A 25203-nucleotide genomic window follows, 5' to 3' on the forward strand; every position below is an offset into this window, starting at 1 on the left:
GTAAAAATGAAAACATTGCTAGAGGTAAAAGATTTGCAAGTCTCCTTTGATACACATGCAGGTGAAGTACAAGCTGTACGCGGCGTTACTTTTGATTTAAAAAAAGGAGAAACATTAGCGATTGTAGGAGAATCTGGTTCTGGTAAATCAGTTACTTCTAAAGCGTTAATGGGATTAATTCCGAATCCTCCAGGACGTATTAAAAACGGTGAAATCGTATTTGAAGGTCGTGACTTAACGAAACTAACAGAAAAAGAAATGCAGCAAGTACGCGGTAAAGATATTGCGATGATTTTCCAAGATCCAATGACATCATTAAATCCAACGATGACAATTGGTAATCAGATTATGGAAGGTCTTATTAAACACCAAGGGATGAGTAGAGCAGATGCACGTAAAGTTGCTGTAGAATTAATCGACCTTGTAGGTATTCCAAATCCAGAAGCACGCTTAAAACAATATCCTCACCAATTCTCAGGTGGTATGAGACAGCGTGTAGTTATTGCGATGGCGTTAGCTTGTAATCCGAAATTATTAATTGCCGATGAGCCGACAACAGCGCTAGACGTTACGATCCAGGCGCAAATTTTAGAACTTATGAAGGACATTCAGCAAAAAACAGAAGCAGCAATCATTTTCATTACGCATGACTTAGGTGTAGTGGCAAACGTTGCAGACCGAGTTGCTGTTATGTACGCTGGTAAAGTTGTTGAAATTGGAACTGTTGATGAAATTTTCTACAATCCAAAACATCCATACACATGGGGCTTAATCGCATCTATGCCAAGCTTAGATGGTTCAGAGGACGAGCTATATGCGATTCCAGGAACGCCTCCAGACTTATTAAAACCGCCAAAGGGTGATGCTTTTGCACCACGTAACCCGCAGGCGCTGAAAATTGATTTTGAAATGGAACCACCTTTATTTAAAATAAGTGACACACATTATGCGGCAACTTGGTTACTTCATGAGCAAGCGCCAGAAGTAAAACCACCAGCAGTTGTTGAAAAACGTATTCTTCAAATGAAAGCAGGTGAACAACATGACTAAACAACGTGAGAAATTAATTGAAGTAAAAAATGTGAAACAACACTTTGATGTGAGTGGTGGTGTTGTTAAAGCAGTTAATGATATTTCATTTGATATTTACCGCGGTGAAACATTTGGACTTGTAGGAGAATCTGGTTGTGGTAAGTCAACAACTGGAAGAACGATCATTCGTTTATACGATGCAACTGCCGGTGAAGTGTTGTTCGATGGTGAAAATGTACATGGGAAAAAATCACGCGCAGAACTTAAGAAGTTCAACCGTAAAATGCAAATGATTTTCCAAGATCCATATGCATCATTAAATCCTCGTATGACAGTAGGGGATATTATCGCAGAAGGTATTGATATTCACGGACTAGCAAAAGGTAAAAAAGAGCGTATGGACCGTGTTCACGAGCTGTTAAATACAGTTGGTTTAAATAAAGAGCACGCGAACCGTTTTCCGCATGAATTCTCAGGTGGACAACGTCAACGTATCGGTATCGCTCGTGCGCTAGCTGTAGAACCTGAATTTATCATTGCTGATGAACCAATCTCAGCACTTGACGTATCGATTCAGGCGCAAGTTGTAAACTTACTGAAACAGTTACAAAGAGAAAAAGGTTTAACGTACTTATTCATCGCCCATGATTTATCGATGGTAAAATACATTAGTGATCGCATTGGTGTAATGTACCGTGGTCAAATCGTTGAGATGACAACAAGTGAAGAGTTATATGCGAATCCAATGCATCCATATACAAAATCACTACTATCTGCAATTCCGCTTCCAGATCCAGATTATGAGCGCAATCGTAAACGTATCGTATACGATCCATCTCAACATCAATATGGTGAGGAAGCACCAACAATGCGCGAAATCCGCCCAGGACATTTTGTATTATGTTCTGAAGCAGAGTATAAGAAATATAAAGAGATCTATCAATAATAAAGTAGAGCCATTCTTCTATTACAGAAGGATGGCTCTATTTTTTTATACTAATTAAACTTAATTTAGTATAAAGAGATTTTATCCAAGTTCTTTTTCTGTTTAAAGACAGCAAATGAAGAGTTTCCAAGAATGAAGAAAAAGGCGACTGAAATCCAGCCGCCTTTTTTCTTCATTTAGAAACACTTTTATTTTACTGTGCCTGAACAGAAACACTCTCATCTTGCTCATTTGGTTTAACAAGTGCATAATTTTCCCACGCTCTACTTCTCCAGCGGAAGAACATAATAATTGCTCGCGTCCATTCATCGATGGCAATGGCCAGCCAAATACCAACGAGCCCCATATCTAAATGGAAGGCGAAAAAGTAACCGAGTGGTAAGCTCATTAACACCATGGAGAATGCGCCGATTAAAACAGGATATTTTGCATCGCCAGTTGCACGAAGTGAATTAATGATGACGATGTTCATCGTCCGTCCTGTTTCAAGTAGTACACTTAGTAAAAGAACGCTTGCCCCTAGAGAGATAATATGAGGATTATCCGTAAATAGTCCCATTAATTGTGTGCGGAATGTAACAACGAGAATGACCATAAATAAAGTTACACCAATCGCCCATTGTACACTTTTCCATACGCGTGTGTAAGCTTCATCCTTTTCATTTCCGCCAACTAGGCGTCCAACGATAATAGCAGTTCCCATACCGATAGCAATGGCGAATAAATAAGTGAACATGGAAATGTTAGTAGCGTATTGTCTAGCAGCTAACGATTCTGTTCCTAAGTATGTTGCATAGTATAGGAAGACAATTTGGCAAGCTTGATACATGACTTGTTCGAATGCAGATGGAATGCCGATCTTTAAAATTTTGCCAACGTATTCTTTTGATAAAGTGAAGTAGTATTGTAATTTCACGCGGTATTCCATAACGCGGTACAGTAACCAGAAGAAAACGATAAGTGCGATTAATCGGCTGACAGCGGAAGAAATCGCGGCCCCTTGCACACCAAGTTCAGAGAAACCGAATTTTCCGAAAATAAGTACGTAGTTTCCAGCGATATGAATAATATTCATTCCAAGCGAAACAAACATTGCTTGCTTTGTAAAGCCGTGAACGCGGATAATTGCGGCTAATGAGTTAATAATAGCTTGAAGGAAAATAGCCCCTCCGACGATGGATAGATAGCTTTGTGCATACGTTAGTACATCGCCTTGTAAATTCATTGCCATCATCATATGTTTTGAAAATAAAAGAAAACCAGCGCTTATAATGAGTCCGACCACTAAATTTAATGTGACGGCTAATGCTGATATTTTTGATGCTTCCATAAAGCGTTTAGAACCGAGGTATTGGGATACAACGATAGCTGCACCATTCCCGATGACTTCTAGTACTAAAATCGCGATATGAAGGTATTGATTCGCTGCACCAACCCCAGATACAGCATCGTCTGATAATGCACTTAACATGAAAGTATCAGCGATCCCCATCAGCATAAAAAGAAAAACTTCTAGAAAAATAGGCCATGTTAATAAGAATAAACTTAATTTCTCTGTTGGCCCGTTTTTTGAGTGAATTGCTGTCATGTCCGTCCCCTCTTTACCGATATCTATTTTTAGCAAAGTGTATCGTAACACACTTTCATATCCTTTGCACTTATTTTAGCCTACATATCTTCAATATGAATAAACCTTTATTTTATGACAGAAAACGAAGAATAATTATACGCAAGATATTATAGGATATAAAATTTGTTTTTCTCTGATAATTTAGAAAAATATAAAATTTGATATTTTTAACACTTTAGTTCAATGAAAACGCAGTATGAAACGTTTACAAATACATTGAGTTTTGACAGAAAATTTTAATAAAATAGGAATATAAATATACAAAGAATATATTTGTGTGTATAATACGAATTATTAGAACATATATACATTTCTTTCTGTTTGAAAATGAAAGGGCTAACATTTTTTTGGAGGGTGGAAGTATGAAAAAAAAGATACCAGTTTTTGTAGCATCAACAGTAGCGATGAGCATGATTTTAGGGGCATGTGGCTACCAAAAAGATGAACCGCAAGCGAACGCAAAAGGGGATAGCGGGAAAAGCGGTGCGAAGCAAGTTATTAACTTAATTGAAACACAAGAAATTCCAACGATGGATCCAGCGTTATCAGCTGATGCAGTTTCTTCAAAAGTAATGAATAATACGATGGAAGGTCTATACCGCCTTGGGAAAGACGATAAATTAGTTCCAGGTGTAGCGAAGGAATTCCAAAAGTCAGAAGACGGTAAAAAGTATACATTTAAATTACGTGAAGATGCAAAATGGTCAAATGGTGAACCTGTAACGGCGAAAGATTTCGTGTATGCATGGCAAAGAGCAATTAATCCAGATACAGCTGCGAAATCAGCGTACATTATGTACGATATAAAAAATGCTGAGAAAATTAATAAAAAAGAGATGAGTCCAGACCAATTAGGCGTGAAAGCGATTGATGATCATACATTAGAAGTAGAATTAGATAATTCTATTCCATATCTTGTTGATTTAATGGTCTATCCGATCTTCTATCCTGTTAATGAAAAGTATGTGAAAGAGCAAGGGACGAAGTTTGGTTTAGAAGCAAATACAACACTTTATAATGGTCCATTTACATTAAGTGATTGGCAACATGAACGTAGCTTCAAAATGACAAAGAGCTCATCATATTGGGACAATAAAGAAGTGAAGCTTGAGGAAGTAAACTTTAATATTGTAAAAGATACCTCTACACCAATTAATTTATATGAAACAAACGCAGTCGATCGAGCGACGTTATTAGCAGAGTTCATCGATAAATATAAAGGGAAACCAGATTTCAAAACGGTAGAAGATACATCTGTATTCTTCCTTCGCTTAAATCAAAAAGACCCAGCTTTAGCAAATAAAAATATTCGTAAAGCAATTTCCCTTGGTTTTGACCGTAAACCATTCGTTGATACATTATTAAATAACGGTTCTAAGCCAGCGACGGGATTAATTCCTGACAATTTCATTAAAGGACCGGATAAACAAGATTTCCGTGCTGAAAATGGAGATATTATAAAACCAAATGTGAAAGAAGCGAAAAAGTATTGGGAAGCTGGTAAAAAAGAGCTTGGTAAAAATGAAATTGAATTAGAGTTATTAAATGAAGACGTTGAATTATCGAAGAAAACTGGTGAATATTTAAAAGGTGAGTTAGAAAAGAATTTACCAGGTTTAACAGTGAAAATTAAACAACAACCATTCGCGCAAAAGCTAAAATTAGAAGATGCTGGCGATTATGTAATGTCATTCTCTGGATGGAGTGCAGACTTCCCGGATCCAGTTACATATCTTGATATGTTTGTAACTGATGGGGCACAAAACAAAATGAAGTATTCTAATCCGAAGTACGATGAGATTATTACGAAAGCGAAAAAAGACGGAAGCGATGTAAATGCTCGCTGGAAAAACTTATTAGAAGCAGAAAAAATGTTACTTGATGACGCTGCGATTGTTCCAGTATATCAACGTGGTAGAGCATATTTACAAAGAGAAACAATTAAAGATATGTACAACCATAAGTATGGTGGCGAAGTAAGCTTCAAATGGGCATCAGTAGGAAAATAACACAAAAAAGCAGGTGATTACCTGCTTTTTTTAGTACGTACGTTTTTTATAAATGCCTTTTCCGCCAACTTGGTTCCAGCCAGATTGTACATCTAAACTTTTGTTAACAAACTTCATTTTTTCTTTCCCACCAAAGAGTTTTTCACCGATGCTATTTGTAATGACACCAATCAATGCTGTTATTCCAATGATGAGGGTAGCAACAATGATAAAATCAGTGAAAAAAGCGATCATATGCAAATTCCCCCTTTGCCTGTCTGTATTTTTATTGTATGAGATAAATGGTAAAAAAGAAAGAAATGTCAGAAAAATATTCGATTTACTTTAGAAAGCATATAGACATGAGCGGGGAGATTTGTTAAAATAAGAACAGGTGTTCCTTTTCATTTCTAACCTTTACAGTCTTACATTTCTCAATTGTTTTGTCGGGAAAAGGTAAGAAAACGCTCTCTTTTTAATGGGGAAGATTATGAAACTGTAATTGTATATCAAGTGAAAATTATTGTAGAAAGCAAGTGTCAAAAGGGTTGAAGACCGTTGTTGAAGGACAGTTTTAATGAGTGTAATCATGTTACATAGCAGTGGAGTGCACGGAGGATTTTTCTCAACTAGCAGTAAATTCACTGTATATTTCTTGCAAAAACTATTGTATAATGATTATAGAAGTTACTTATTAAAAGTAATTGTTGTTGCTTACATGAATTGCGATTTTTTACTTTGCTATAAGACAAGTTATCGCGAAAAATTGCGGAAGTTAGAAATTTAAACTGTAATTAGTACAGAATTTGTACTCTTTAAGGAGAGTGAGCTTTGTATGGTAACATTATATAGTTCTCCAAGCTGTACGTCTTGTAGAAAGGCGAAATTATGGCTAGAGGAAAATCATATTCCTTATACAGAACGTAATATTTTCTCAGACCCATTAACGATTGATGAGATTAAAGAGATTTTACGTATGACAGAAAGCGGAACGGATGAGATTATTTCTACTCGTTCAAAAGTTTTCCAAGAATTGAATGTGAACTTAGAGTCTTTACCACTTCAAGATTTATATAAGATGATTCGTGACTATCCAGGTATTTTACGTCGTCCAATTATGATTGACGAAAAACGCCTTCAAGTAGGTTACAACGAAGACGAAATCCGTCGTTTCTTACCACGTACAGTAAGAACGTTCCAATTACGTGAAGCACAGCGTCTTGTAAATTAATTATAATAATATGAAAACCTTCTACCTATTATAGAGTAGAAGGTTTTTTTTTACTGTTTAACATTACGTAATCGCACTTGTTGAACGATAAAGCCTATGCATAAAATGGTGAAAATGAACAAATAAGGGATACTTGCGGTAAAACTAGGATTATGATGAAAAAACGTTGCAAGTCTGTTTTCATGTGTAATCATTTTTCCTGCTGTATAGGCAAGAACTGCTGCTCCGCAATAAATGAGAAATGGAAGGCGTTCCATGAGTATTAAAATAAGTTTGCTTCCCCAAATGATAATCGGGATAGAAATGAATAAACCGATAATTACGAGTGAAAGTCTTCCGTGAGCTGCTCCTGCAATGGCAATAACATTGTCAAACCCCATAACGAGATCCGCGAATACAATTGTACGCACAGCTTGGAATAAAGTCGTTTTTCCTTGGATAGAAGAAAGATCGTTGTTATTATCAGTGAGTAAATTGACCGCAATTAATGTGAGTAAAATTCCGCCGGTGAGTTGTAAAAATGGGATATCAAGTAAATAGACAGCTAGTATCGTGAGGAGAATTCGTAGCACAATTGCTAACATAGTACCAATCAAAATGGCTTTATTTCGTTTTGCTTCAGGTAAATTTCGGCTAGCTAGTGCGATGACAATTGCGTTATCGCCACCTAGTACAACATCGATACCGACAATCATTAGTACAGATGTTAAAAACTCTAAGTCCATTCGTCTGCCTCCATTTATGATGTTTTAATAAGCGAAATATATGTATGTGGTGAAGAAAGTTTGTCTAGTTTTGATCCCGCGCCCCCGGGGACAAAATAATCACCTCTAATAGAAGTTTCACTTTATTACAGTGTACGGGGGAATATGGGAATGTATGTCCAAATTTTTTGTGAGCAGTGCATTGGTATAACGGTATATTTATCCCGATTGGTGTGAGCTAGTAATCAGTGAAGGATAAAAAAAATACTGATTAATGTTTCACTTTATCTAAACAGTCGAATACAGATAGGTATATAACTATTTTTGTAAAATAAATCGATTTTATTTCCCTTCTGGAGAATCTTATCATAAAATGAGAGTACAAGAATCTATTGTTTTGTCATATGAGTGGGGAATCCCTTCATAACAATTCTAAGCAGGAAGGGAGAGTTGTATTTTGGATATTGAAAGAATTAATGACCATACAATGAAATTTTTTATTACGTACATTGATATAGAGGACAGAGGGTTTAATCGGGAAGAAATTTGGTATGATCGCGAACGAAGTGAAGAGCTTTTTTGGGAGATGATGGACGAAGCTCGTGATCATGATGATTTCTTTATCGATGGGCCGTTATGGATTCAAGTGCAAGCAGTCGATAAAGGGATTGAAGTACTTGTAACAAAAGCGGAGCTTTCAAAGGATGGACAAAAGCTGGAACTACCAATAGGTGTGGATAAAATTATAGACATTCCTCTAGATGAAGGCATCGAATCATTATTCCAGCAAGAATTAGTGGAAGAGGTAGAAGAGCAAGTAGGAACAAGCTTTAATGAAGATGGTACGTTTGGCTTTTTAATTAAGTTTAATGATTTTGAAGATGTCATTTCATTAAGTCATCGTCTTATCTTTGAAGATATAAAAGATGAATTGCATTCATTTGAGGACCGCTATTATGTATATGTGGAATTCGATGAAGTGCTACATGATGAAGAAGAAATTGATCGTATTTTAAGTATTGTTTTAGAATATGGAGAAGAATCTACTTTAACGATTCACCGTGTAAGTGAGTATGGGAAACAGGTTGTGAAAGAGCGTGCGCTTGAGACAATTCGCAACAATTTCCCTCCTAAAATGTAGGCCGATTTCTATAGTATGAAATCGGCTTTTTTTATGAAGAATAGGAAGGCTTTCTTATTTAGGGGGTAAGAGATGAAAAATACACTAAAACTACTTTTCTTTTTTCTACTACTGTTCGCATTATTTGTTTCATTACGCATGTTTATTGATGTAGCATTTTATTCGGATGTCATGGGGATAAAGGATGTTTCGATTTTAGGTATTATTAGTATTTTATTTACGGTTTCCGCATTTTTAATTGGATGTGTTATTTTCTTAGAAAACCGCCATCCGTCAAAAACACTTACGTGGTTAATCGTACTAGGTATTTTTCCAGTGTTCGGTTTCTTTGCTTATCTTTTATTTGGACAAAACTTTCGCAGAAAAAGAATGTTCCAAAAGAAGGCATTACTCGATGAACAGGCGTTTTTACAATATAAGGGACACGAAGATTACGAAGAACGGATTTTACGAGATCATAAGCATCAAGAATTGTTATTTCGTTTAGCAGATCGATTGGGTGCTTTAAATATTTCGTTTCAAACTGAAACGAGGACATTAACAAATGGAGACGAAACGTTTCAGGCGATTTTAGATGGGTTAAATCGAGCGAAACACCACATTCATATGGAGTATTACATTGTGCGTGATGACAAGCTCGGTACAGAAATTAAAGATATTTTAATAAAAAAATCAAAAGAAGGCGTTGTCGTTCGTTTTTTATACGACGCGGTTGGAAGCTTTAAATTATCAAATTCGTATATTGAAGAATTGAATGATGCAGGAGTAGAAATGATTCCATTTTTCCCTGTGCGCTTTCCAATTTTAAACGATAAAATTAATTATCGAAACCACCGGAAAATCGTTATTATAGATGGAAATGAAGGGTTTGTAGGTGGATTAAATATTGGTGATGAGTATTTAGGGAAGGATAAATATTTCGGTTTTTGGCGAGACACGCATTTATATTTACGCGGTGAAGCAGTTCAAAGTTTACAGCTAATTTTCCTTCAAGACTGGTTTTATATGACTGGTGAGGCGGTATTAGCACCTGAATATTTACAAGCGGAAGCAGTTGAGGGTGATCATTGGGGCGGAGTCCAACTTGTTGGAGGTGGGCCGGATAATAAATGGGAAACAATTAAACATTTATATTTTGCAATGATTGCTTCAGCTAGGAAATCGATTTGGATTGCAACACCATACTTTATTCCAGATGATGATATTTTATCTGCATTAAAAGTAGCTGCACTTGCTGGTATTGATGTTCGTTTGTTAATGCCAAGTAAGCCAGATAAGCGCACTGTCTTTTATGCATCAAGATCGTACTTTCCGGAGTTATTAGATGCAGGAGTAAAAATATATGAATATGAAAAAGGTTTTCTTCATAGTAAAGTTGTCATCGTGGATTCTGATCTCGCATCAATTGGGACAGCTAATATGGATATGAGAAGTTTTCATTTAAACTTTGAAGTAAATGCCTTTTTATATGATACAGGTAGCATTCGAAAGCTCGTTCAAGATTTTAAAGACGATTTAGAAGAATCTAGTGAAATTCATGTTGACCGATTTCATAAGAGACGTCTTCATAGGCGGATTGTTGAATCGACGTATCGGTTATTATCACCTTTATTATAAAAAGAGATGTCCGAATTTAGGACATCTCTTTTTTTGAGAGGAATTTGTAGTAAATTGTAGAATACAAGAAGTTGAAAGGGTGTGATGGTGATGTTTATTGCAAGGAGAGAAAACGGAGAGAAAATTCATCTATTATATAACCGGGATGAAGAACGTTTACGCGAAATGCGTAAACGAGAAAAATTCTTTTGTACAGCTTGCGGAAAAGAAGTGCAAATGAAATTAGGGAAACAGAAGAGCTGGCATTTTGCTCATAAGAAAGTGGATTCATGTCTTACCTTTTATGAAGCAGAATCTATGTATCATATGCACGGTAAAGAATTGTTATATAGATGGTTAAAACGTCAAGATTTTCATGTAGATATAGAGCATTATCTGCCGGTAATCCAGCAACGGCCAGATATTTACGTAGAGAGAGCGGATAGAAAAATTGCGATTGAATATCAATGTGCAAATCTCTCCATAGAGCAGCTTTATAAGCGAACGTATTCGTATTGGCAAGCTAGTATACAAGTCATCTGGATAATCGGTGGAAATCAGTTGAAAAAGCAATCCACCTATTGGATGACATTCTCCTCCCTTATGGCTTTCTCCTTACAACCTTATCCTCAGCCATTTCTTATTTTCTTTTGTCCGAAACAAAAATCGTTTATGAAATGCGCATTTATCACTCCGTTTTCTACAAATGTCTTTTTCTCACATACTATTTATTTACCAACTGATACGACTACTGTTGACATACTCTTTTCTCCCATTCCTTTCCGGAAAGAGGTATTAGGACAAGAATGGAAGAGAAAAAAGAACCATTTTCGGCAAAACGCTCTATCTATCTGGAATTATAATCATAAGTCACTACTCCGCCTCTTATATCAATATAAATGTACCCCAGCGAGTTTTCCTTCTGAAATCGGTGTTCCGCTCCCATCCGCGTTTGCTTTTCAAACAAATCCATTTATATGGCAAGCTTCTCTTTATATGAAGTGTATAGGTATGCTTAAGGTAGGGGAGTATATTTCTCTGCAATACGTATGTAACTATGTAGCAAAGTATACGAAGAGGCGTCTACTTCCGTATTTTGCACAACATATATGGAAGGTAGCAGTTGCAGAGTATATGACATTTTTATGTTATGTAGGTGTATTAATAAAAGTAGGTATTAATAAGTATCGAAAAATAAGAGATGTTATTTTGTTAAAAACAGAGGAAGAAATTATGAAATATGATGAAATTTGCTTAGCGCATGCACTATCTCTATTTGAGACAAAGTACAACATGAGAGAAGGAAAAGGGGATATAATAAAGACTGATCGTGAAGGAATTACATAAGAAAAATCGAATTGTACTTAAGTAGAGATATTATAAGGAGGGCTTAAAGAATGGCTGAACAAAATACAGTGAAATCATTACCAAATCGCAATGAGATTGAAGAAGCAAACACATGGCGATTAGAAGATATTTTCCAAACAGATGCAGAATGGGAAAAAGAATTCCAAGCTATTAAAGAGCTATTGCCAAAGTTAACTGAATTTAAAGGGAAGCTTGGCGACTCTGCAGACAATTTGCTTGAGGCATTGCAATATGAAGATGAAATTTCAATGCGATTAGGTAAGCTATATACATATGCACATATGCGTTACGATCAAGATACAACAAACTCTGTGTATCAAGCATTAAATGATCGCGCAACAAATTTATACTCACAAGTATCTAGTAGCACAGCTTATATCGTACCTGAAATTTTATCTATTTCAGAAGATACGCTACAAACTTTCTTACAAGAAAATCGAGAACTAAGTGTATATGAGCATGCATTAGAAGAAATTACACGTCAACGCCCGCACGTATTATCTGAGGCAGAAGAAGCGTTATTAGCAGAAGCATCTGAAGTGATGAGTGCATCAAGTAATACATTCGGTATGTTGAATAATGCGGATTTGAAATTCCCATCTATTAAAGGTGAGGATGGAGAAGAGGTAGAAATCACACATGGTCGTTACATTCAGTTTTTAGAAAGTGATGATCGTCGTGTACGCGAAGATGCATTCAAAGCTGTATATGAAACGTACGGAAAATATAAGAACACATTTGCAAGTACGCTAAGCGGGGCTGTGAAACGTAATAATTTCAATGCGCGCGTTCGTAAATACGATTCTGCACGTCAAGCTGCATTAAGTAATAATAATATTCCTGAGGCGGTGTATGATCAACTTATTGAATCGGTAAATGATAATTTACACTTACTACATCGATACATTGATATTCGTAAGCGTGCTCTAGGTCTTGATGAGCTTCATATGTATGATTTATATACACCACTTGTACCAGAAGTGAAAATGAATGTGAAGTATGAAGAAGCGCAAGAAATGTTATTGAAATCTTTAAATGTACTTGGTGATGAATATGTTGAAATTTTAAAAGAAGCATATGAAAATCGCTGGGTAGATGTATATGAGAATAAAGGAAAACGAAGCGGAGCATATTCATCTGGTGCATACGGAACAAATCCGTATATTTTAATGAACTGGCATGATAATGTAAATAATTTATTTACACTTGCTCATGAGTTTGGTCATTCAGTGCATAGTTACTATACAAGGAAGACACAACCGCACGTATATGGTGATTATTCAATCTTCGTTGCAGAAGTAGCATCAACTTGTAATGAAGCACTTCTAAATGATTACTTATTGAAGACGACAGAAGATAAGAAAGAGCGTCTATATTTATTAAATCACTATTTAGAAGGCTTCCGTGGTACTGTATTCCGTCAAACAATGTTTGCAGAGTTCGAGCATATCATTCATAAGAAAGTACAAGAAGGACATGCGGTTACGCCAGATATGTTAACGGAAATTTACTACGATTTAAATAAGAAATATTTCGGGGACGCTTTAGTAATCGATAAAGAAATCGGTTTAGAATGGTCTCGTATTCCGCACTTCTATTACAACTATTACGTATATCAATACGCAACAGGATTTAGTGCAGCGACAGCTTTGTCAAAACAAATTTTAGAAGAGGGACAACCAGCAGTAGAACGTTACATTAACGAATTTTTAAAAGCTGGAAGCTCTGATTACCCAATTGAAGTGTTGAAAAAAGCAGGAGTAGATATGGCATCACCAGAACCTGTAAAAGAAGCATTACAAGTATTTGAAGAGAAGTTAAATGAATTAGAAGCGCTATTGTTTGAAGAGAAGTAATGAGAAAAGACGAGGAATTTTATCCTCGTCTTTTTTGTTCAAAAGTACATTATGTCGATATTTGTCGAATGATTAAGGTGATTTTCTTTACTTTTTCTATATTAGAAGGAATTTTCACGACTTATTTTTGTAGTTAAAATCCTTTAAATCGTTTTCTATAGTTGAAATAAGAGACAGCGATGACGATAACTCCGAATAAAAGAGGGAAGGCAATAATTTTAGGAAAAGCTTGTAATAGAGAGAGGATATACAAGAAAAACGAAACAATAACACATAGAAAGATAAGAAAAATATGAGACTTTTTCATAAGGAAACCTCCTAAATTGCTTTTTTTATAGCTTATTCAGGAATGAAAACGTTTAGAATGTGACAAAAATGTGAAATTCGACAAAAGGGGTTGTCATCTGACGTCGAATCTTGTAATATAATAAGCGTGAACGAATTCACATACAAACATATACCCCTTTGTTTGAACGTGAAAATTTCTCCCATCCCCTTTAATATTTTTATAAGCCGTAAAGAAGAAGACCTGGTGTTTACACCAGGTCTTTTTCTTTTGCTATCCATTTCCAATAACGCTCGCACTTCACTTCAATCATTTGTACTTTTCGTTTTAGTTGTAATTTTTTTAGCTCGCGCTCTATTTCTTGCTGAGGACAGTCATATATAAATGAGATTTCCTTTGAAGAAATAAATTGTGTTGCTTCTAGTAATACTTCTAAAGGAGGTAATGGCTCTGGCTCAATTTCACATTTTACCAGTTCCTTTAATAGCTGTACGTATACATCATAGGAATAAATTCCTGTGATTTTAATACCTTCCTCATCTGAATTTGCATGAAAAAATAGGAGGGAAGGTATTTCTGTAATATGCATCTCATTTGTGAATTTTAGGTCGCATTGGAAAGCTTTTTTTGCGCTAACTGAGTGTAGGTCTTTTTTAAATTCCTCTACATCAATGCCGCTATCTTTAGCACAAGTAAGCAATAATTCACAGTCAGGGTTTGATACATTTTCAAGAAAAATGTATTCTTGGAGTTTTCGCAAAAACTTCGAACCTGCTTTTCGGCCTTGCAACTCCGCCGCCTTAATGGCCATCGAAACTAAATACGGTGTTGACGATGCCTCTTGCATATGTACTTTTCCATCACATGAAAAACCTTGTAAACTTGTTGTCTTTTCCCACACAAATCGAATATTAGCAGGTTTATTCCATTTGTGTGAGGAAGCGTTTCCCCCGTCTACTTTTCCTGTTACTATATGACGAATAGAGAAGTATTTCCCATATTCAAGCCATAGTTTAATAATAAATGGCTCGATATCCCAGCAATCTTTACAAAGTGGATCAATAAATAAATATGCTTCTACAGATTTATGCTCGCATGTGGAAGAAGAAGGCATATTTATATGCTTTGCTTCCTGCTTATCCATTACTCTTCACCTGTTTCATTTTGAGTATTGACCATATGTTGAGCAGTTAATGCTAAACGTTCAAAAACAAACTCTCTTATATGACCTTGCACTCCTGTATCATCCATTGCTTGCTCCATACATGATAGCCAAGCTTCTGCTCGTTTTGGAGTAATCTCAAACGGAAGATGGCGTGCTCTTAGCATAGGATGCCCATGTTCTTCAGTGTATAAATTAGGACCACCTAAATATTGTGTTAAAAATTGTTTCTGCTTCCTAGCGGTTTCTGTTAAATCATCCGGGAAGATCGGAGATAAGTCAGGGTGTTCACTGACATAGGAATAAAATGTATCCACTAATGTTGCAATGCATTGTTCACCGCCAATTGCTTCAAATGGTGTCATCGGTTGCTTGCTCATCCTTTATAAACTCCTTTTTCCATGAAATGTATATCTATTGTAGCAATGGAATGTTATGAAGAGCAACTAAACAGCCTTCATAACATTCTTTACTTATTCTATATGTTGCTAATAAATCTTTTGCTTTTCAAAAGGTGAAACGTAGCCGTAAGTACAGCTCTTCTTCACTAATGGAAATTTCACTTTAGCGCTCTTTGTTTTGTTTGGCAAGGAAAAAGCGTTTTACTTTGTTATTTGTATGACGAACTGGTACGTTATGTTGCTTTAATAACCTTATAAATGCTGCTTTACCGGTCTTTTCATCTTGCACTTCGTATTCAATTTCATAATCATCGTGATTGTAATAGAAACTATGATCAAAGACAAGCGTTCCGCCTTCAAACAATGTTTCAGCTCTTTCTGTTGTTAAACTACCCATATAAGTTAAAGAGGAAACGGGAATTTGTAATTTGTCTAGCTGATCCATTACAGTTCCTTGAATGAGTGTGTTTGTTTCCATCATAAGTTTTGCTTCTTTTTCTGTTACAGACTGATGAGTTTCTAATAAACCAATTTCAGCAGGTTGTTTTAATGTTAATGTATAAGTTCCATCTTTATGACGAATACGAAGTGCAGAGCTTGCATCTTTTAAAGAGAAGTGAGGCGTTTCAAAGTAGTGATTCACTTGTTTTGTAAATGCTTCAATAGAAAAAGATTTGCATAATGTTTGGAATTCTTCCTCTGTAACCATATTTTTAAATTCAATTTCAATTTCTTGTGTCATTGTATGCGCTCCTTTTGAAAAATAATTCTTTCCACATTATCGCTTTTTCGCAAATTTGGTTCAATGTTTTATTTGTTTGCGTCCATGTTATGATACAATAATACTGTTAAGTAAGACAGGAAGTTGAGATGGAGGAGTTCGAGCATGCAAAATAAAATTCAAGTTAAGAGCGTAGAAACGAAAGAGAATGCGCTTATTTTTTGTGCGGAAAATACTGAAATAGAGGTAAAGGAGCTAAGTGCGCGTAATCACGTACTTGTAGACTCAGACAATTTATCATTTTTATATATCTTAGAAAACGAATCATCTTTCATTTATGTAAGTATTCCACATACATGCTGGGAAGCAATGCATGAAGCGATGAATAAAGATACAGCGATGTTTATTCGCGTGAATGATGTTGAAATAGAATTAGAAGGATTAAAAGAAGAAGTAGAATATTTAGTTGAAAATATTGAAGGTAATGCAAATTACGGAGAAGAACTAGTAACTGCTGTAGAAAAAGTGTTTCTATAAGCAAATGGATTGATTTTGGTGGTGGTTGAAATGAATCGTAATTGGGAAGAATTTTTAGCACCGTATCACCAGGCGGTGGCGGAGCTGAAAGTGAAACTAAAAGGAATGCGTACTCAATTTGCAATGTTAACGGAGCATTCTCCCATTGAGTTTGTAACAGGAAGGGTAAAGTCGGTTGCAAGTATTATTGATAAAGCGGAAAAGAGAAATGTACCGCTAGACCGGATCAGGGAAGATATGCAAGACATCGCGGGCCTTCGAATGATGTGTCAATTCGTAGATGAGATTAAGCCCGTTGTAGAATATCTTCGAAAAAGAAATGATTTTGACATTGTGGAAGAACGTGATTATGTAACGCAAAAGAAAGATAGCGGCTATCGCTCTTACCACGTTGTCATTAGTTATCCTGTTCAAACGATACAGGGGGAGAAAAAAGTGTTAGTTGAAATTCAAATTCGCACGTTAGCAATGAATTTTTGGGCAACGATTGAGCATTCTTTAAATTACAAATATAGTGGACGTTTTCCTGAAGATATTAAAATACGCTTACAACGTGCAGCGGAAGCGGCATTTTTATTAGATGAAGAAATGTCTTCCATTCGTCTTGAAATTCAAGAAGCGCAAAAGGTTTTTTCACGAAAGCAGGAAACGAAAGATTCTGAATCATAAACTAAAGGGTGTTGGGCGATGAAATTTACAATTATGTCAAAGGGAGATCAATCATCAGATACATTAGCAAGTACGATGAAAGAATACTTGCTAGATTTTGGATTCACAATGGATGAAAAGGAACCTGATATTGTAATTTCTGTTGGGGGAGATGGAACGCTTTTATATGCATTTCATCGTTACTATAATCGATTAGATGAAACCGCATTTGTTGGTGTACATACAGGGCATTTAGGTTTCTATGCAGATTGGTTACCGACGGAAGTAGAGAAGTTGGTGATTGCAATCGCTAAAACACCGTTCCAAGTGGTTGAATATCCACTTTTAGAAGTGATTATTCGCTATGTGAATGGTAGTAAAGAGTCGCAGTATTTGGCGATGAATGAAGCGACTGTAAAAAGTGCAGAAGGTACATTAGTAACAGAAGTGGAAATACGCGGAGAGTATTTCGAAACGTTTCGCGGAGATGGTCTTTGTATTTCTACTCCTTCAGGAAGTACCGCGTATAATAAGGCGCTTGGCGGAGCAATTATTCACCCTTCTATTGAAGCGATTCAAATTGCAGAAATGGCATCTATTAACAATCGTGTATTTCGTACGGTAGGTTCGCCGCTCGTACTGCCGAAGCATCATACATGCGTTTTAAAGCCGGCTGCAGGAATGAACTTGCAAATTACGGTGGATCATTTGACGATGGTTCATCAAGATGTGAAATCAATTCAGTATCGCGTTGCAAATGAGAAAGTACGATTTGTTCGTTTCCGTCCGTTCCCATTCTGGAAACGTGTTCGTGACTCGTTTGTTGCAGATAAATAGAGAGGGTTTATATATTTGAACAGATTTACATTGAAATGGGATATAGGGCTGGCTGAAGAGGGAACTTTAGTTAGAGAATTTTTGAAAACAAAAGGGATTTCGAAAGCTGCTTTAACGGATATAAAGTTCCGTGGCGGAGCAATTGAAGTAAACGGGAAGCACACGAGTGTTCGTCACAAGTTACAAGCTGGTGAAGAATTACAAGTCTTTTTTCCAGTGGAGGAAAGAAGTGAAGGGATGGAAGTGGAAGAGATCCCTTTATGTATCGTATATGAAGATGATGCGGTTCTTGTTATAAATAAAGAAGCAAATATGTCGACGATTCCGTCTAGGGAGCACCCGTCAGGAAGTGTTGCAAACGCTCTTTTATATCATTATGATAAACAAAATCTTGCAAGTACGGTGCACATTGTGACGAGGTTAGACCGTGATACTTCAGGGCTTATGTTAATTGCGAAAAATAGATTCGTTCACCACCTTTTATCGAAGCAGCATCAACAAAAAGGGGTGAAACGAACGTATGAGGCAATCGTTCATGGGACTATTTTAGAAGAAGTAGGAACGATTGACGCACCAATCGGACGAAAAGCGGATAGTATTATCGAGCGAACTGTCTGTGAAGATGGTCAAAGAGCTGTTACTCATTTTAGAGTGATGGAGAGTTCTTCCGATAAGACGCATGTAGCGCTTGAGCTTGAGACGGGAAGAACGCATCAAATTCGTGTACATATGGCACATATAGGATATCCACTACTTGGGGATGATTTATACGGTGGCCGAAGAGATGTGATAAAACGTCAAGCGCTTCATAGTACATCTTTGACGTTTTATCATCCTATTTTAGAAAAGGGAATGACTTTTACCGTAAGTATCCCAGAGGATATGCAATACGCTTTACATAACAATTAAAAGGGAACAAAATTCTTATCATAAAAAGAATTTTGTTCCCTTTTTTTAGCGAAATAATATTAAAATTTGATTTTCACTAGTACGTTTTATAACGAAAAAGCCACTTTCAGATTTTGTAGCAATGCCGTCATCATTTGGACGACAATACCCGTGTATTTCGCAAGTGCCGTCATCACGTACTAACATTTGTCCAATTAATCCGACAGGAAGCCACTCAGTACGGTCTCTTCTTGATATATACTTACAAGCTGGATCCCATTCTGTATTTAAAAGAGGTTGTATTTCTTGCGTATCCGTACGCGCATATTGACGTTTTCCGAAGCTATCTGTTTTATAGCGTTTTTGCCAACTTAAAGCACCGCTATTTCCTATGAGAGCAGGAGTAGCGCTAGATATGCCTAATATGAATGTATCATTAGAAGTAGCTTTTCGAATTTTTTCTTCGCTACTAAATGTAATGAAATAACCGATATCAATAGGGCTATGATCTGCTGTCTCAAACATTTGTGCAAAATCAGTACCGCCCGCATTGTAAGAAGCACCATCGATATACATTTCTCCGTTATGGGCAAGCCATTTGGCACCTATATTATAATCAGTGTCATTTGTCCCATTTGCAATAAACCAGGAATAAGCTTCTTCTGCTGTACCAAATTTACCCATAATATGGCTACCTGCAAAATTAGCTGTTGATGTATGATTTCCTTCCGCATGAGATGAGAATCCGTTAGCGATAGTTGCGGTTCCTTCTGCATGTGCTGCTTCGCCGAAAGCAATTGTATGTTTTCCTTCCGTGTGAGAATAAGGACCGCCTGCTGTCGTTTCACTTCCTTCACTATGCGAACTATGTCCAGTTGCCTTTGTTTTTGAACCTTCTGCATGAGAAAAGGCACCCTCTGTATGAGTAAGAAATCCTTCGGCATGTGAGGCTATCCCGTCAGCTGTAGAGTGAAGGCCCTCCTTATATGCGTATCTGGCTATTTTTTCATTCTCTGCAGGAGTAGGTGAAAGTATAGGGGATTGAGTGATAGTAGAACCCTCTTTTGTTTTTGTTACTTGTTGTATAATATTGATGGGAATTTCAGCTTGGGCTTTTTCTTTAATTGCTTTAGGAATTTCAGCTTGGGCTTTTTCTTTAATTGCTTTAGGAATTTCAGCTTGGACCTTTTCTTTAATTACTTTAGGAATTTCAGCTTGGACCTTTTCTTTAATTGCTTTAGGAACTTCAGCTTGGATTTTTTCTTTAATTGTTTCAGGAATTTCTTTGTTTATATTCTCCTGTAAATTCTTTGACTCAAGTATAGGCTCATTGTTATGAGAAAGGCGTTTCTTTTTTTGTAGTGCCTTTATTTTTCTGTTATCTATAATTCGTCTCATAACAGCATTTTCTAAAGAAATATATGTTCCTCTCGTTTTCCCTGTTTTTATTTCCTCTCGTTCTTCTATCTCTTCAATAGCCGCAGCTCGTATGCAGCACCAGTTGTTAATTCCATATATGGGATGATATAAAGGAGAGAAATTTCTTTTTTGTTTAGATCGTTTTTTCTTCATTCCGTCACCTCCTGCGACAGTATATGCCGCATAGTAAAAAAAAGATGCACTTCATAGCATCTTTTTTTACTGTATGACCGATTTTTAACGAGGAATTCGCCTAGAAATCATTTTTTATACGTACTGGGAATGAATTGTACAAAGGTAAATGCAATTATGAAATTGGGCGGAACTTTTCAGTGACAAAAGGTAGGGAAGAAGGGACGGAAATGGTCTCGATTTCAGGATAACGAAGTCCAGTTAGTTTGCCGCCAAACACAGCGCCGGTATCAATATTGATTGTATGATTCACAAAGCGAGGCTCGTTGACAGGTGTATGTCCATATATAATCCATGTTTCCCCCGTATACTCTTTCGCCCAATCTCGGCGTACAGGTGAGCCGTCAGGATGCTTTTCTCCTGTAATATCACCATATAATACAAATGTTTGCACTTTTTTATCATTTCTTCCTATGTAATCCTGACGAATGCCAGCATGGCATACGATTAATTTTTTGTTATCCAGTATGTGATACAGTGGGGACTGCTCGTAAAGCGTAATGAACTTTTCTTTTATGATTTGTTGTTTATTAGAAGGTAATGCTTCATATTCAGCAACAGTTGTTTCGAGTCCATGAGCGATTGAAACATTACGCCCAAGGAAAAAACGATACAGTTTATTACAGTGATTCCCAGGCGCATAATAAGCTTCTTTTCTATTTATTACGAGCTCCCATACGATTTCAATCATACGTAATGAATGAGGGCCGCGGTCTGTAATATCACCAACGAACGCCAGCTTTCGTTTGGCGTTATGTATAGGGAGACCACTAGCCCAGCTGTATCCTAGTTTCGTTGTTAAATCTTGAAACTCTTGGAAGCATCCGTGAATATCACCTATAATGTCATATTTCATATGTAAACCTCCAGTTCATCTTTTCATTAGTATATCTAAAATGAATATAGAAAAAAACATACCGTTTTCCGATATGGTTCATTTAAACATAAAGATTTGCGTTCTTGAACGTACGTTTAAAATAAATCCGATAGCAATCATGTATGTGAGTAGTGAACTCCCGCCATAGCTCATAAGAGGTAATGTTATTCCTGTAATAGGGAGTAAACCGATTGTCATCCCAATATTTTGGAATACTTGGAAGGTGAACATTCCGATTGTACCAGCGCAAATATAACTACCGAAAGGTTCATTGCTTTCTAAAGCGATATGGATCATTCGGTAAATGAGTAAGAAAAAAAGTGAAATAATAACACTTGCTCCTAAAAAACCGAATTGCTCAGCGACATTTGTGAAAATAAAATCTGTATGTGGCTCTGGAAAATATACTTGTCCATTTTCCCATCCTGTTCCTTGCATTTCTCCTAATCCGGTAGCTAAAAATGCCTGTCTTAATTGGTATCCTTGTGTGTCATATTCGTAAGGAGATAACCAGCCATAGAAGCGGTTTAATTGATACTCTTTTAGAATATGCTCTTTAAAGAACTCTGTATGAGTGAAATAAGTATATATTAAGATAAAGCCTATGACGAAAATGACGGAGGTTAATCCGAGGATAAGGCGCCAACGTATACCAGAAACTAAAATCATTGCTGCAAGCATCGCTGATATTACCATAGTGTTTCCTAAATCAGGTTCTTTTGCGATTAAAAGTAGTGGAGGTAAACTAGCTGCGAATATTTTTCCAAGTAAAATAAAATCTTCACGGGTTGTCCGGAAAAAGTACTTTTCATTATGATTTGCTATAATTCGTCCAATGATGATAATTAAGAATAATTTCATAATTTCAGAAGGTTGAAAGTTTCCGATGCCTGGGAGTCTATACCATGCGGTAGCCCCTTTAATCGTAACGGCACCCGGAACTTGAAGTTCTAGACCAATAAGAAGTATGAGGGCAAAGCTATACAAATACCAAGCAATTTGTTTATATCGATCGAAATCAATAATCATAATAACGCCAATGGCCACAAATCCAATGACATACCATTGGATTTGTTTTAATGCAAAATTTATGTTTTGTAAAAATGGTGGTAAAGAAGCTTGTGCGCTTGCAATAGCAAAGCAACTAACAGTCCCAATGGCAAATAAAATAAAGATTAGTATGTAGTCTATTTGATATTGAGAGTTCGTATCTTTCACGGTATGTATTCCTTTCTATCGCCTAGTAAGTGTGATGATGACGTGATTGTAAAAAAATAATATGCAAGTAGACTGTTCATACATTTATTCCACTATTTATGGAAAGTCATACATAATAGGAAGGAATATCTCTTTTGTAATTATATTCAAGTTATAGGAAAGATGTACATCCGCATTTAGAATGAGGTTGGGATGTTACCTATAAAATTGTGAAAGCAGTAAAACTGATACCAGTTTTACTGCTAAGGAAACAATTATGCAATTTTTTCAATAACAATTGATGCCCCCGTACCAACAGCTAGTGATAATACCGCCTCTATACCAATTACTTCAACTGATACTGGAGCTGTTGTAATTTGTGTAATCGCTTGGATAACGATAGGTGCTCCAATTGAAACTAAGTTTCTTCCAGCACCTGGTACTTTTACACCATTTACTTGAATTTCAATGCCACCCAGTAAACCTGATGTTGCAGTATATGCGATAACAGTAATTTTATATAATCCATTTTGGTGTATGGTGAAAGTATCGCTATCTAATTGAGTAATCGCTGTACCGAGCTGTGACCCAACGGTATTAAATGGTACAGGCGTGTTAATCTCAACGTTGATGCTACTCGCAGCGGCGTTAAATGCGTACAATCCTGCTGGAAGTCCTAATCCAGATGGCCCAGTGTTGCCAGTCGGTCCGGTAGTGCCAGATGGCCCAGTGTTGCCAGTCGGTCCGGTTTCGCCAGTCGGTCCGGTAGTGCCAGATGGCCCAGTATCGCCGATCTGTCCAGTGTTACCGATTGGTCCAGTAGCACCAGTCGGCCCGGTAGTACCAGATGGTCCAGTGTTGCCAGTCTGTCCAGTAGCACCAGTCGGCCCGGTAGTGCCAGATGTTCCAGTATCGCCAGCCGGTCCAGGTGTCAAGGGAAATTGTGGAAATGCAGGGTCGAATGTGCTGGAAGATAAAGAATCAATTGGATTTAAGCCATTTGAATCATTATGATTGGACATAAATTCACCTCCGTAAATCTCTCGTTATATAATAGGTGGAAATTAATGAGAAAATGACATAGATATTTGTATGCTTGAAAAGAAACTTTAATTATATGGAACAATATAAAAAAATGGAAAGTTTTGTGTGGATATAACATATGATTGAGATGGAACAGAGTAAGTATATGGAACATTATAAAGATGTACTATCTCCATCATAAGGGAGAGATGCATAATGAAAGGGATTATTTTAGCGGGCGGAACTGGATCGAGACTATATCCAATAACGAAAGTAACGAATAAACATTTACTTCCCGTTGGGCGGTATCCGATGATTTATCATGCAGTATATAAACTGAAACAATGTGAGATTACAGATATTATGATTATTACAGGTAAAGAGCATATGGGAGATGTTGTTAGCTTTTTAGGGAGTGGTCACGAATTTGGTGTGTCCTTTACGTATCGTGTGCAAGATAAGGCAGGCGGAATTGCGCAAGCGTTAGGGCTTTGTGAAGAATTCATCGGGAATAATCGTATGGTAGTTATATTAGGAGATAATATCTTTTCAGATGATATTCGTCCATATGTTGAAGAATTCACAAATCAAAAAGAAGGTGCTAAAGTGCTGCTTCAATCTGTAGAAGATCCCGAAAGATTTGGTGTGGCACATATTCAGGACCGAAAAATAATTGAAATTGAAGAAAAGCCGAAGGAACCGAAAAGCTCTTATGCTGTTACAGGAATTTATTTGTATGATTCGAAAGTCTTTTCTTATATAAAAGAATTAAAACCTTCCGCAAGGGGAGAACTTGAAATTACGGATATAAATAATTGGTATTTAAAACGAGGGGTACTTACTTATAATGAAATGAGCGGATGGTGGACGGATGCAGGAACTCATGCTTCTCTTCAAAGGGCGAATACGTTAGCGCGGGATATAAACTTTGGGAAACAGTTTAATGGAGAATAGGTGAGAATATGAAAGTTGTAGACACAAATTTTATCGATGCGAAATTGTTAGAACCGAAGTTATTTGAAGACGATCGAGGTTTCTTTATAGAAAGTTATAATCAGAAGATGCTAGAAGCATTAGGAATTACGCATTCATTTGTACAGGATAACGTATCTTATTCAGCTAAAGCGGGAACGATTCGAGGACTACACTTTCAGAAAAAACCGAAAGCACAAACGAAACTCATTCAAGTTGTTCAAGGGGTAATTTATGATGTGATCGTAGATTTAAGAAAAGATTCACCAACCTTTAAACAGTGGAAAGGGTATATTTTAAGTGCGGATAATCACCGGCAATTATTAGTGCCAAAAGGATTTGCTCATGGTTTTTGTACGCTTGTACCTTATACAATTGTTATGTATAAAGTAGATGAGTATTATAGTGCTGAGCATGACTCAGGATTACTTTGGGAAGATAAAGAATTAGCAATTCCATGGCCGGTAACAAACCCTATTTTGTCTAATAAAGATCGAATATTACCATTACTTCAAGAATATGAAGATAGTTTTTAAGTAGGAGAGTTGTTT

At 36.6% G+C, this 25203-nt stretch carries 25 protein-coding genes; 14 read left to right on the forward strand and 11 right to left on the reverse strand.

All coding sequences use genetic code 11. The features are described 5' to 3' along the window. Nucleotides 1-6 precede the first annotated feature (6 nt). A complete protein-coding gene (locus FT637_RS06840; RefSeq protein WP_193645664.1) occupies nt 7-1050 on the forward strand; it encodes an ABC transporter ATP-binding protein in 1044 nt (347 codons plus the stop codon). Then, on the forward strand, nt 1043-1978 hold the full coding sequence (locus tag FT637_RS06845; RefSeq protein WP_193645665.1) for an ABC transporter ATP-binding protein: 936 nt from the start codon (nt 1043-1045) through the stop codon (nt 1976-1978). Before FT637_RS06840 ends, FT637_RS06845 begins: the two co-directional genes overlap by 8 nt. Before the next feature lie 193 nt (nt 1979-2171). Here the strand turns inward: FT637_RS06845 and FT637_RS06850 are convergent, their stop codons facing one another. After that, nucleotides 2172-3617 carry an MATE family efflux transporter gene (locus tag FT637_RS06850; protein WP_193645666.1) on the reverse strand — a complete coding sequence of 482 codons (1446 nt, stop codon included), beginning with the start codon at nt 3615-3617 and terminating at the stop codon, nt 2172-2174. Nucleotides 3618-3970: 353 nt separating this feature from the next. Between FT637_RS06850 and FT637_RS06855 the strand changes: the two genes are divergently transcribed. Then, nucleotides 3971-5617 (forward strand): peptide ABC transporter substrate-binding protein, encoded by a 1647-nt coding sequence (locus FT637_RS06855; protein WP_193645667.1) that lies wholly within the window; start codon nt 3971-3973, stop codon nt 5615-5617. A gap of 30 nt (nt 5618-5647) precedes the next feature. Here FT637_RS06855 and FT637_RS06860 read toward each other — a convergent pair whose 3' ends face one another. Next, nucleotides 5648-5851, reverse strand: a complete 204-nt coding sequence (locus FT637_RS06860) for a hypothetical protein (protein ID WP_000559981.1) — start codon at nt 5849-5851, stop codon at nt 5648-5650. Nucleotides 5852-6431: 580 nt separating this feature from the next. On the opposite strand from FT637_RS06860, the gene spx reads away from it, so the two are divergent. Further along, entirely contained in the window at nt 6432-6827 is a 396-nt protein-coding gene (spx, locus tag FT637_RS06865; RefSeq protein WP_002011348.1) for a transcriptional regulator Spx, read from the forward strand. Nucleotides 6828-6877: 50 nt separating this feature from the next. Here spx and FT637_RS06870 read toward each other — a convergent pair whose 3' ends face one another. Continuing rightward, complete coding sequence (locus FT637_RS06870; protein ID WP_193645668.1) at nt 6878-7552, reverse strand: TerC family protein; 675 nt, start codon at nt 7550-7552, stop codon at nt 6878-6880. A gap of 436 nt (nt 7553-7988) precedes the next feature. Between FT637_RS06870 and mecA the strand changes: the two genes are divergently transcribed. The 4 genes from mecA to pepF all read left to right on the forward strand — a co-directional run bounded on the left by mecA (nt 7989) and on the right by pepF (nt 13492). Further along, nucleotides 7989-8672 (forward strand): adaptor protein MecA, encoded by a 684-nt coding sequence (gene mecA, locus FT637_RS06875; protein ID WP_193645669.1) that lies wholly within the window; start codon nt 7989-7991, stop codon nt 8670-8672. Between the two features lie 72 nt (nt 8673-8744). Beyond that, nucleotides 8745-10289, forward strand: a complete 1545-nt coding sequence (locus tag FT637_RS06880; RefSeq protein ID WP_193645670.1) for a cardiolipin synthase — start codon at nt 8745-8747, stop codon at nt 10287-10289. A 90-nt stretch (nt 10290-10379) separates the two neighbouring features. Next, complete coding sequence (locus FT637_RS06885; RefSeq protein ID WP_193645671.1) at nt 10380-11615, forward strand: competence protein CoiA; 1236 nt, start codon at nt 10380-10382, stop codon at nt 11613-11615. 50 nt (nt 11616-11665) lie between these two features. Further along, nucleotides 11666-13492, forward strand: a complete 1827-nt coding sequence (pepF, locus tag FT637_RS06890) for an oligoendopeptidase F (RefSeq protein ID WP_105584252.1) — start codon at nt 11666-11668, stop codon at nt 13490-13492. 133 nt (nt 13493-13625) lie between these two features. On the opposite strand, the gene FT637_RS06895 is transcribed toward pepF, so the two are convergent. The 4 genes from FT637_RS06895 to FT637_RS06910 form a co-directional block, all read right to left on the reverse strand. Next, nucleotides 13626-13799, reverse strand: coding sequence for a hypothetical protein (locus FT637_RS06895; protein ID WP_000748141.1), 174 nt, complete (start codon nt 13797-13799; stop codon nt 13626-13628). Between the two features lie 229 nt (nt 13800-14028). Then, on the reverse strand, nt 14029-14922 hold the full coding sequence (locus FT637_RS06900) for a ClpXP adapter SpxH family protein (protein ID WP_193645672.1): 894 nt from the start codon (nt 14920-14922) through the stop codon (nt 14029-14031). After that, on the reverse strand, nt 14922-15320 hold the full coding sequence (locus FT637_RS06905) for a globin (protein WP_105584250.1): 399 nt from the start codon (nt 15318-15320) through the stop codon (nt 14922-14924). The genes FT637_RS06900 and FT637_RS06905 overlap by 1 nt, the downstream gene beginning before the upstream one ends. A 184-nt stretch (nt 15321-15504) precedes the next feature. Beyond that, nucleotides 15505-16083 (reverse strand): CYTH domain-containing protein, encoded by a 579-nt coding sequence (locus tag FT637_RS06910; RefSeq protein WP_193645673.1) that lies wholly within the window; start codon nt 16081-16083, stop codon nt 15505-15507. A 144-nt stretch (nt 16084-16227) separates the two neighbouring features. On the opposite strand from FT637_RS06910, the gene FT637_RS06915 reads away from it, so the two are divergent. From FT637_RS06915 to FT637_RS06930, 4 genes are read left to right on the forward strand one after another with little or no spacing between them, the layout of a single operon-like run. Then, entirely contained in the window at nt 16228-16599 is a 372-nt protein-coding gene (locus FT637_RS06915) for a hypothetical protein (RefSeq protein ID WP_193645674.1), read from the forward strand. Nucleotides 16600-16629: 30 nt separating this feature from the next. Next, nucleotides 16630-17268: a GTP pyrophosphokinase family protein gene (locus FT637_RS06920; protein ID WP_002125951.1), complete on the forward strand. Its 639-nt coding sequence runs from the start codon at nt 16630-16632 to the stop codon at nt 17266-17268. A gap of 18 nt (nt 17269-17286) precedes the next feature. Then, nucleotides 17287-18084, forward strand: coding sequence for an NAD kinase (locus tag FT637_RS06925; RefSeq protein ID WP_000673196.1), 798 nt, complete (start codon nt 17287-17289; stop codon nt 18082-18084). 15 nt (nt 18085-18099) lie between these two features. Next, nucleotides 18100-18993, forward strand: a complete 894-nt coding sequence (locus FT637_RS06930) for an RluA family pseudouridine synthase (protein ID WP_193645675.1) — start codon at nt 18100-18102, stop codon at nt 18991-18993. A 45-nt stretch (nt 18994-19038) separates the two neighbouring features. On the opposite strand, the gene FT637_RS06935 is transcribed toward FT637_RS06930, so the two are convergent. The 4 genes from FT637_RS06935 to FT637_RS06950 form a co-directional block, all read right to left on the reverse strand. Next, nucleotides 19039-20544 (reverse strand): peptidase G2 autoproteolytic cleavage domain-containing protein, encoded by a 1506-nt coding sequence (locus FT637_RS06935; RefSeq protein WP_193645676.1) that lies wholly within the window; start codon nt 20542-20544, stop codon nt 19039-19041. Between the two features lie 154 nt (nt 20545-20698). Then, nucleotides 20699-21439: a bis(5'-nucleosyl)-tetraphosphatase PrpE gene (prpE, locus tag FT637_RS06940; protein WP_193645677.1), complete on the reverse strand. Its 741-nt coding sequence runs from the start codon at nt 21437-21439 to the stop codon at nt 20699-20701. A gap of 78 nt (nt 21440-21517) precedes the next feature. Continuing rightward, nucleotides 21518-22678: an FtsW/RodA/SpoVE family cell cycle protein gene (locus tag FT637_RS06945; RefSeq protein WP_193645678.1), complete on the reverse strand. Its 1161-nt coding sequence runs from the start codon at nt 22676-22678 to the stop codon at nt 21518-21520. A 254-nt stretch (nt 22679-22932) separates the two neighbouring features. Then, entirely contained in the window at nt 22933-23679 is a 747-nt protein-coding gene (locus FT637_RS06950; protein ID WP_193645679.1) for a BclA C-terminal domain-containing protein, read from the reverse strand. Nucleotides 23680-23896: 217 nt separating this feature from the next. On the opposite strand from FT637_RS06950, the gene FT637_RS06955 reads away from it, so the two are divergent. Both FT637_RS06955 and rfbC read left to right on the forward strand, forming a co-directional pair. After that, the gene (locus FT637_RS06955; protein WP_193645680.1) at nt 23897-24634 is read left to right on the forward strand and encodes a sugar phosphate nucleotidyltransferase; all 738 of its coding nucleotides are present in this window, start codon (nt 23897-23899) and stop codon (nt 24632-24634) included. A gap of 8 nt (nt 24635-24642) precedes the next feature. Continuing rightward, nucleotides 24643-25188, forward strand: a complete 546-nt coding sequence (gene rfbC, locus FT637_RS06960; RefSeq protein WP_193645681.1) for a dTDP-4-dehydrorhamnose 3,5-epimerase — start codon at nt 24643-24645, stop codon at nt 25186-25188. The last annotated feature ends 15 nt before the right edge of the window (nt 25189-25203 follow it).

Origin of the sequence: Bacillus cereus, assembly GCF_015071065.1 — a bacterium.
Lineage (GTDB): Bacteria > Bacillota > Bacilli > Bacillales > Bacillaceae_G > Bacillus_A > Bacillus_A cereus_BA.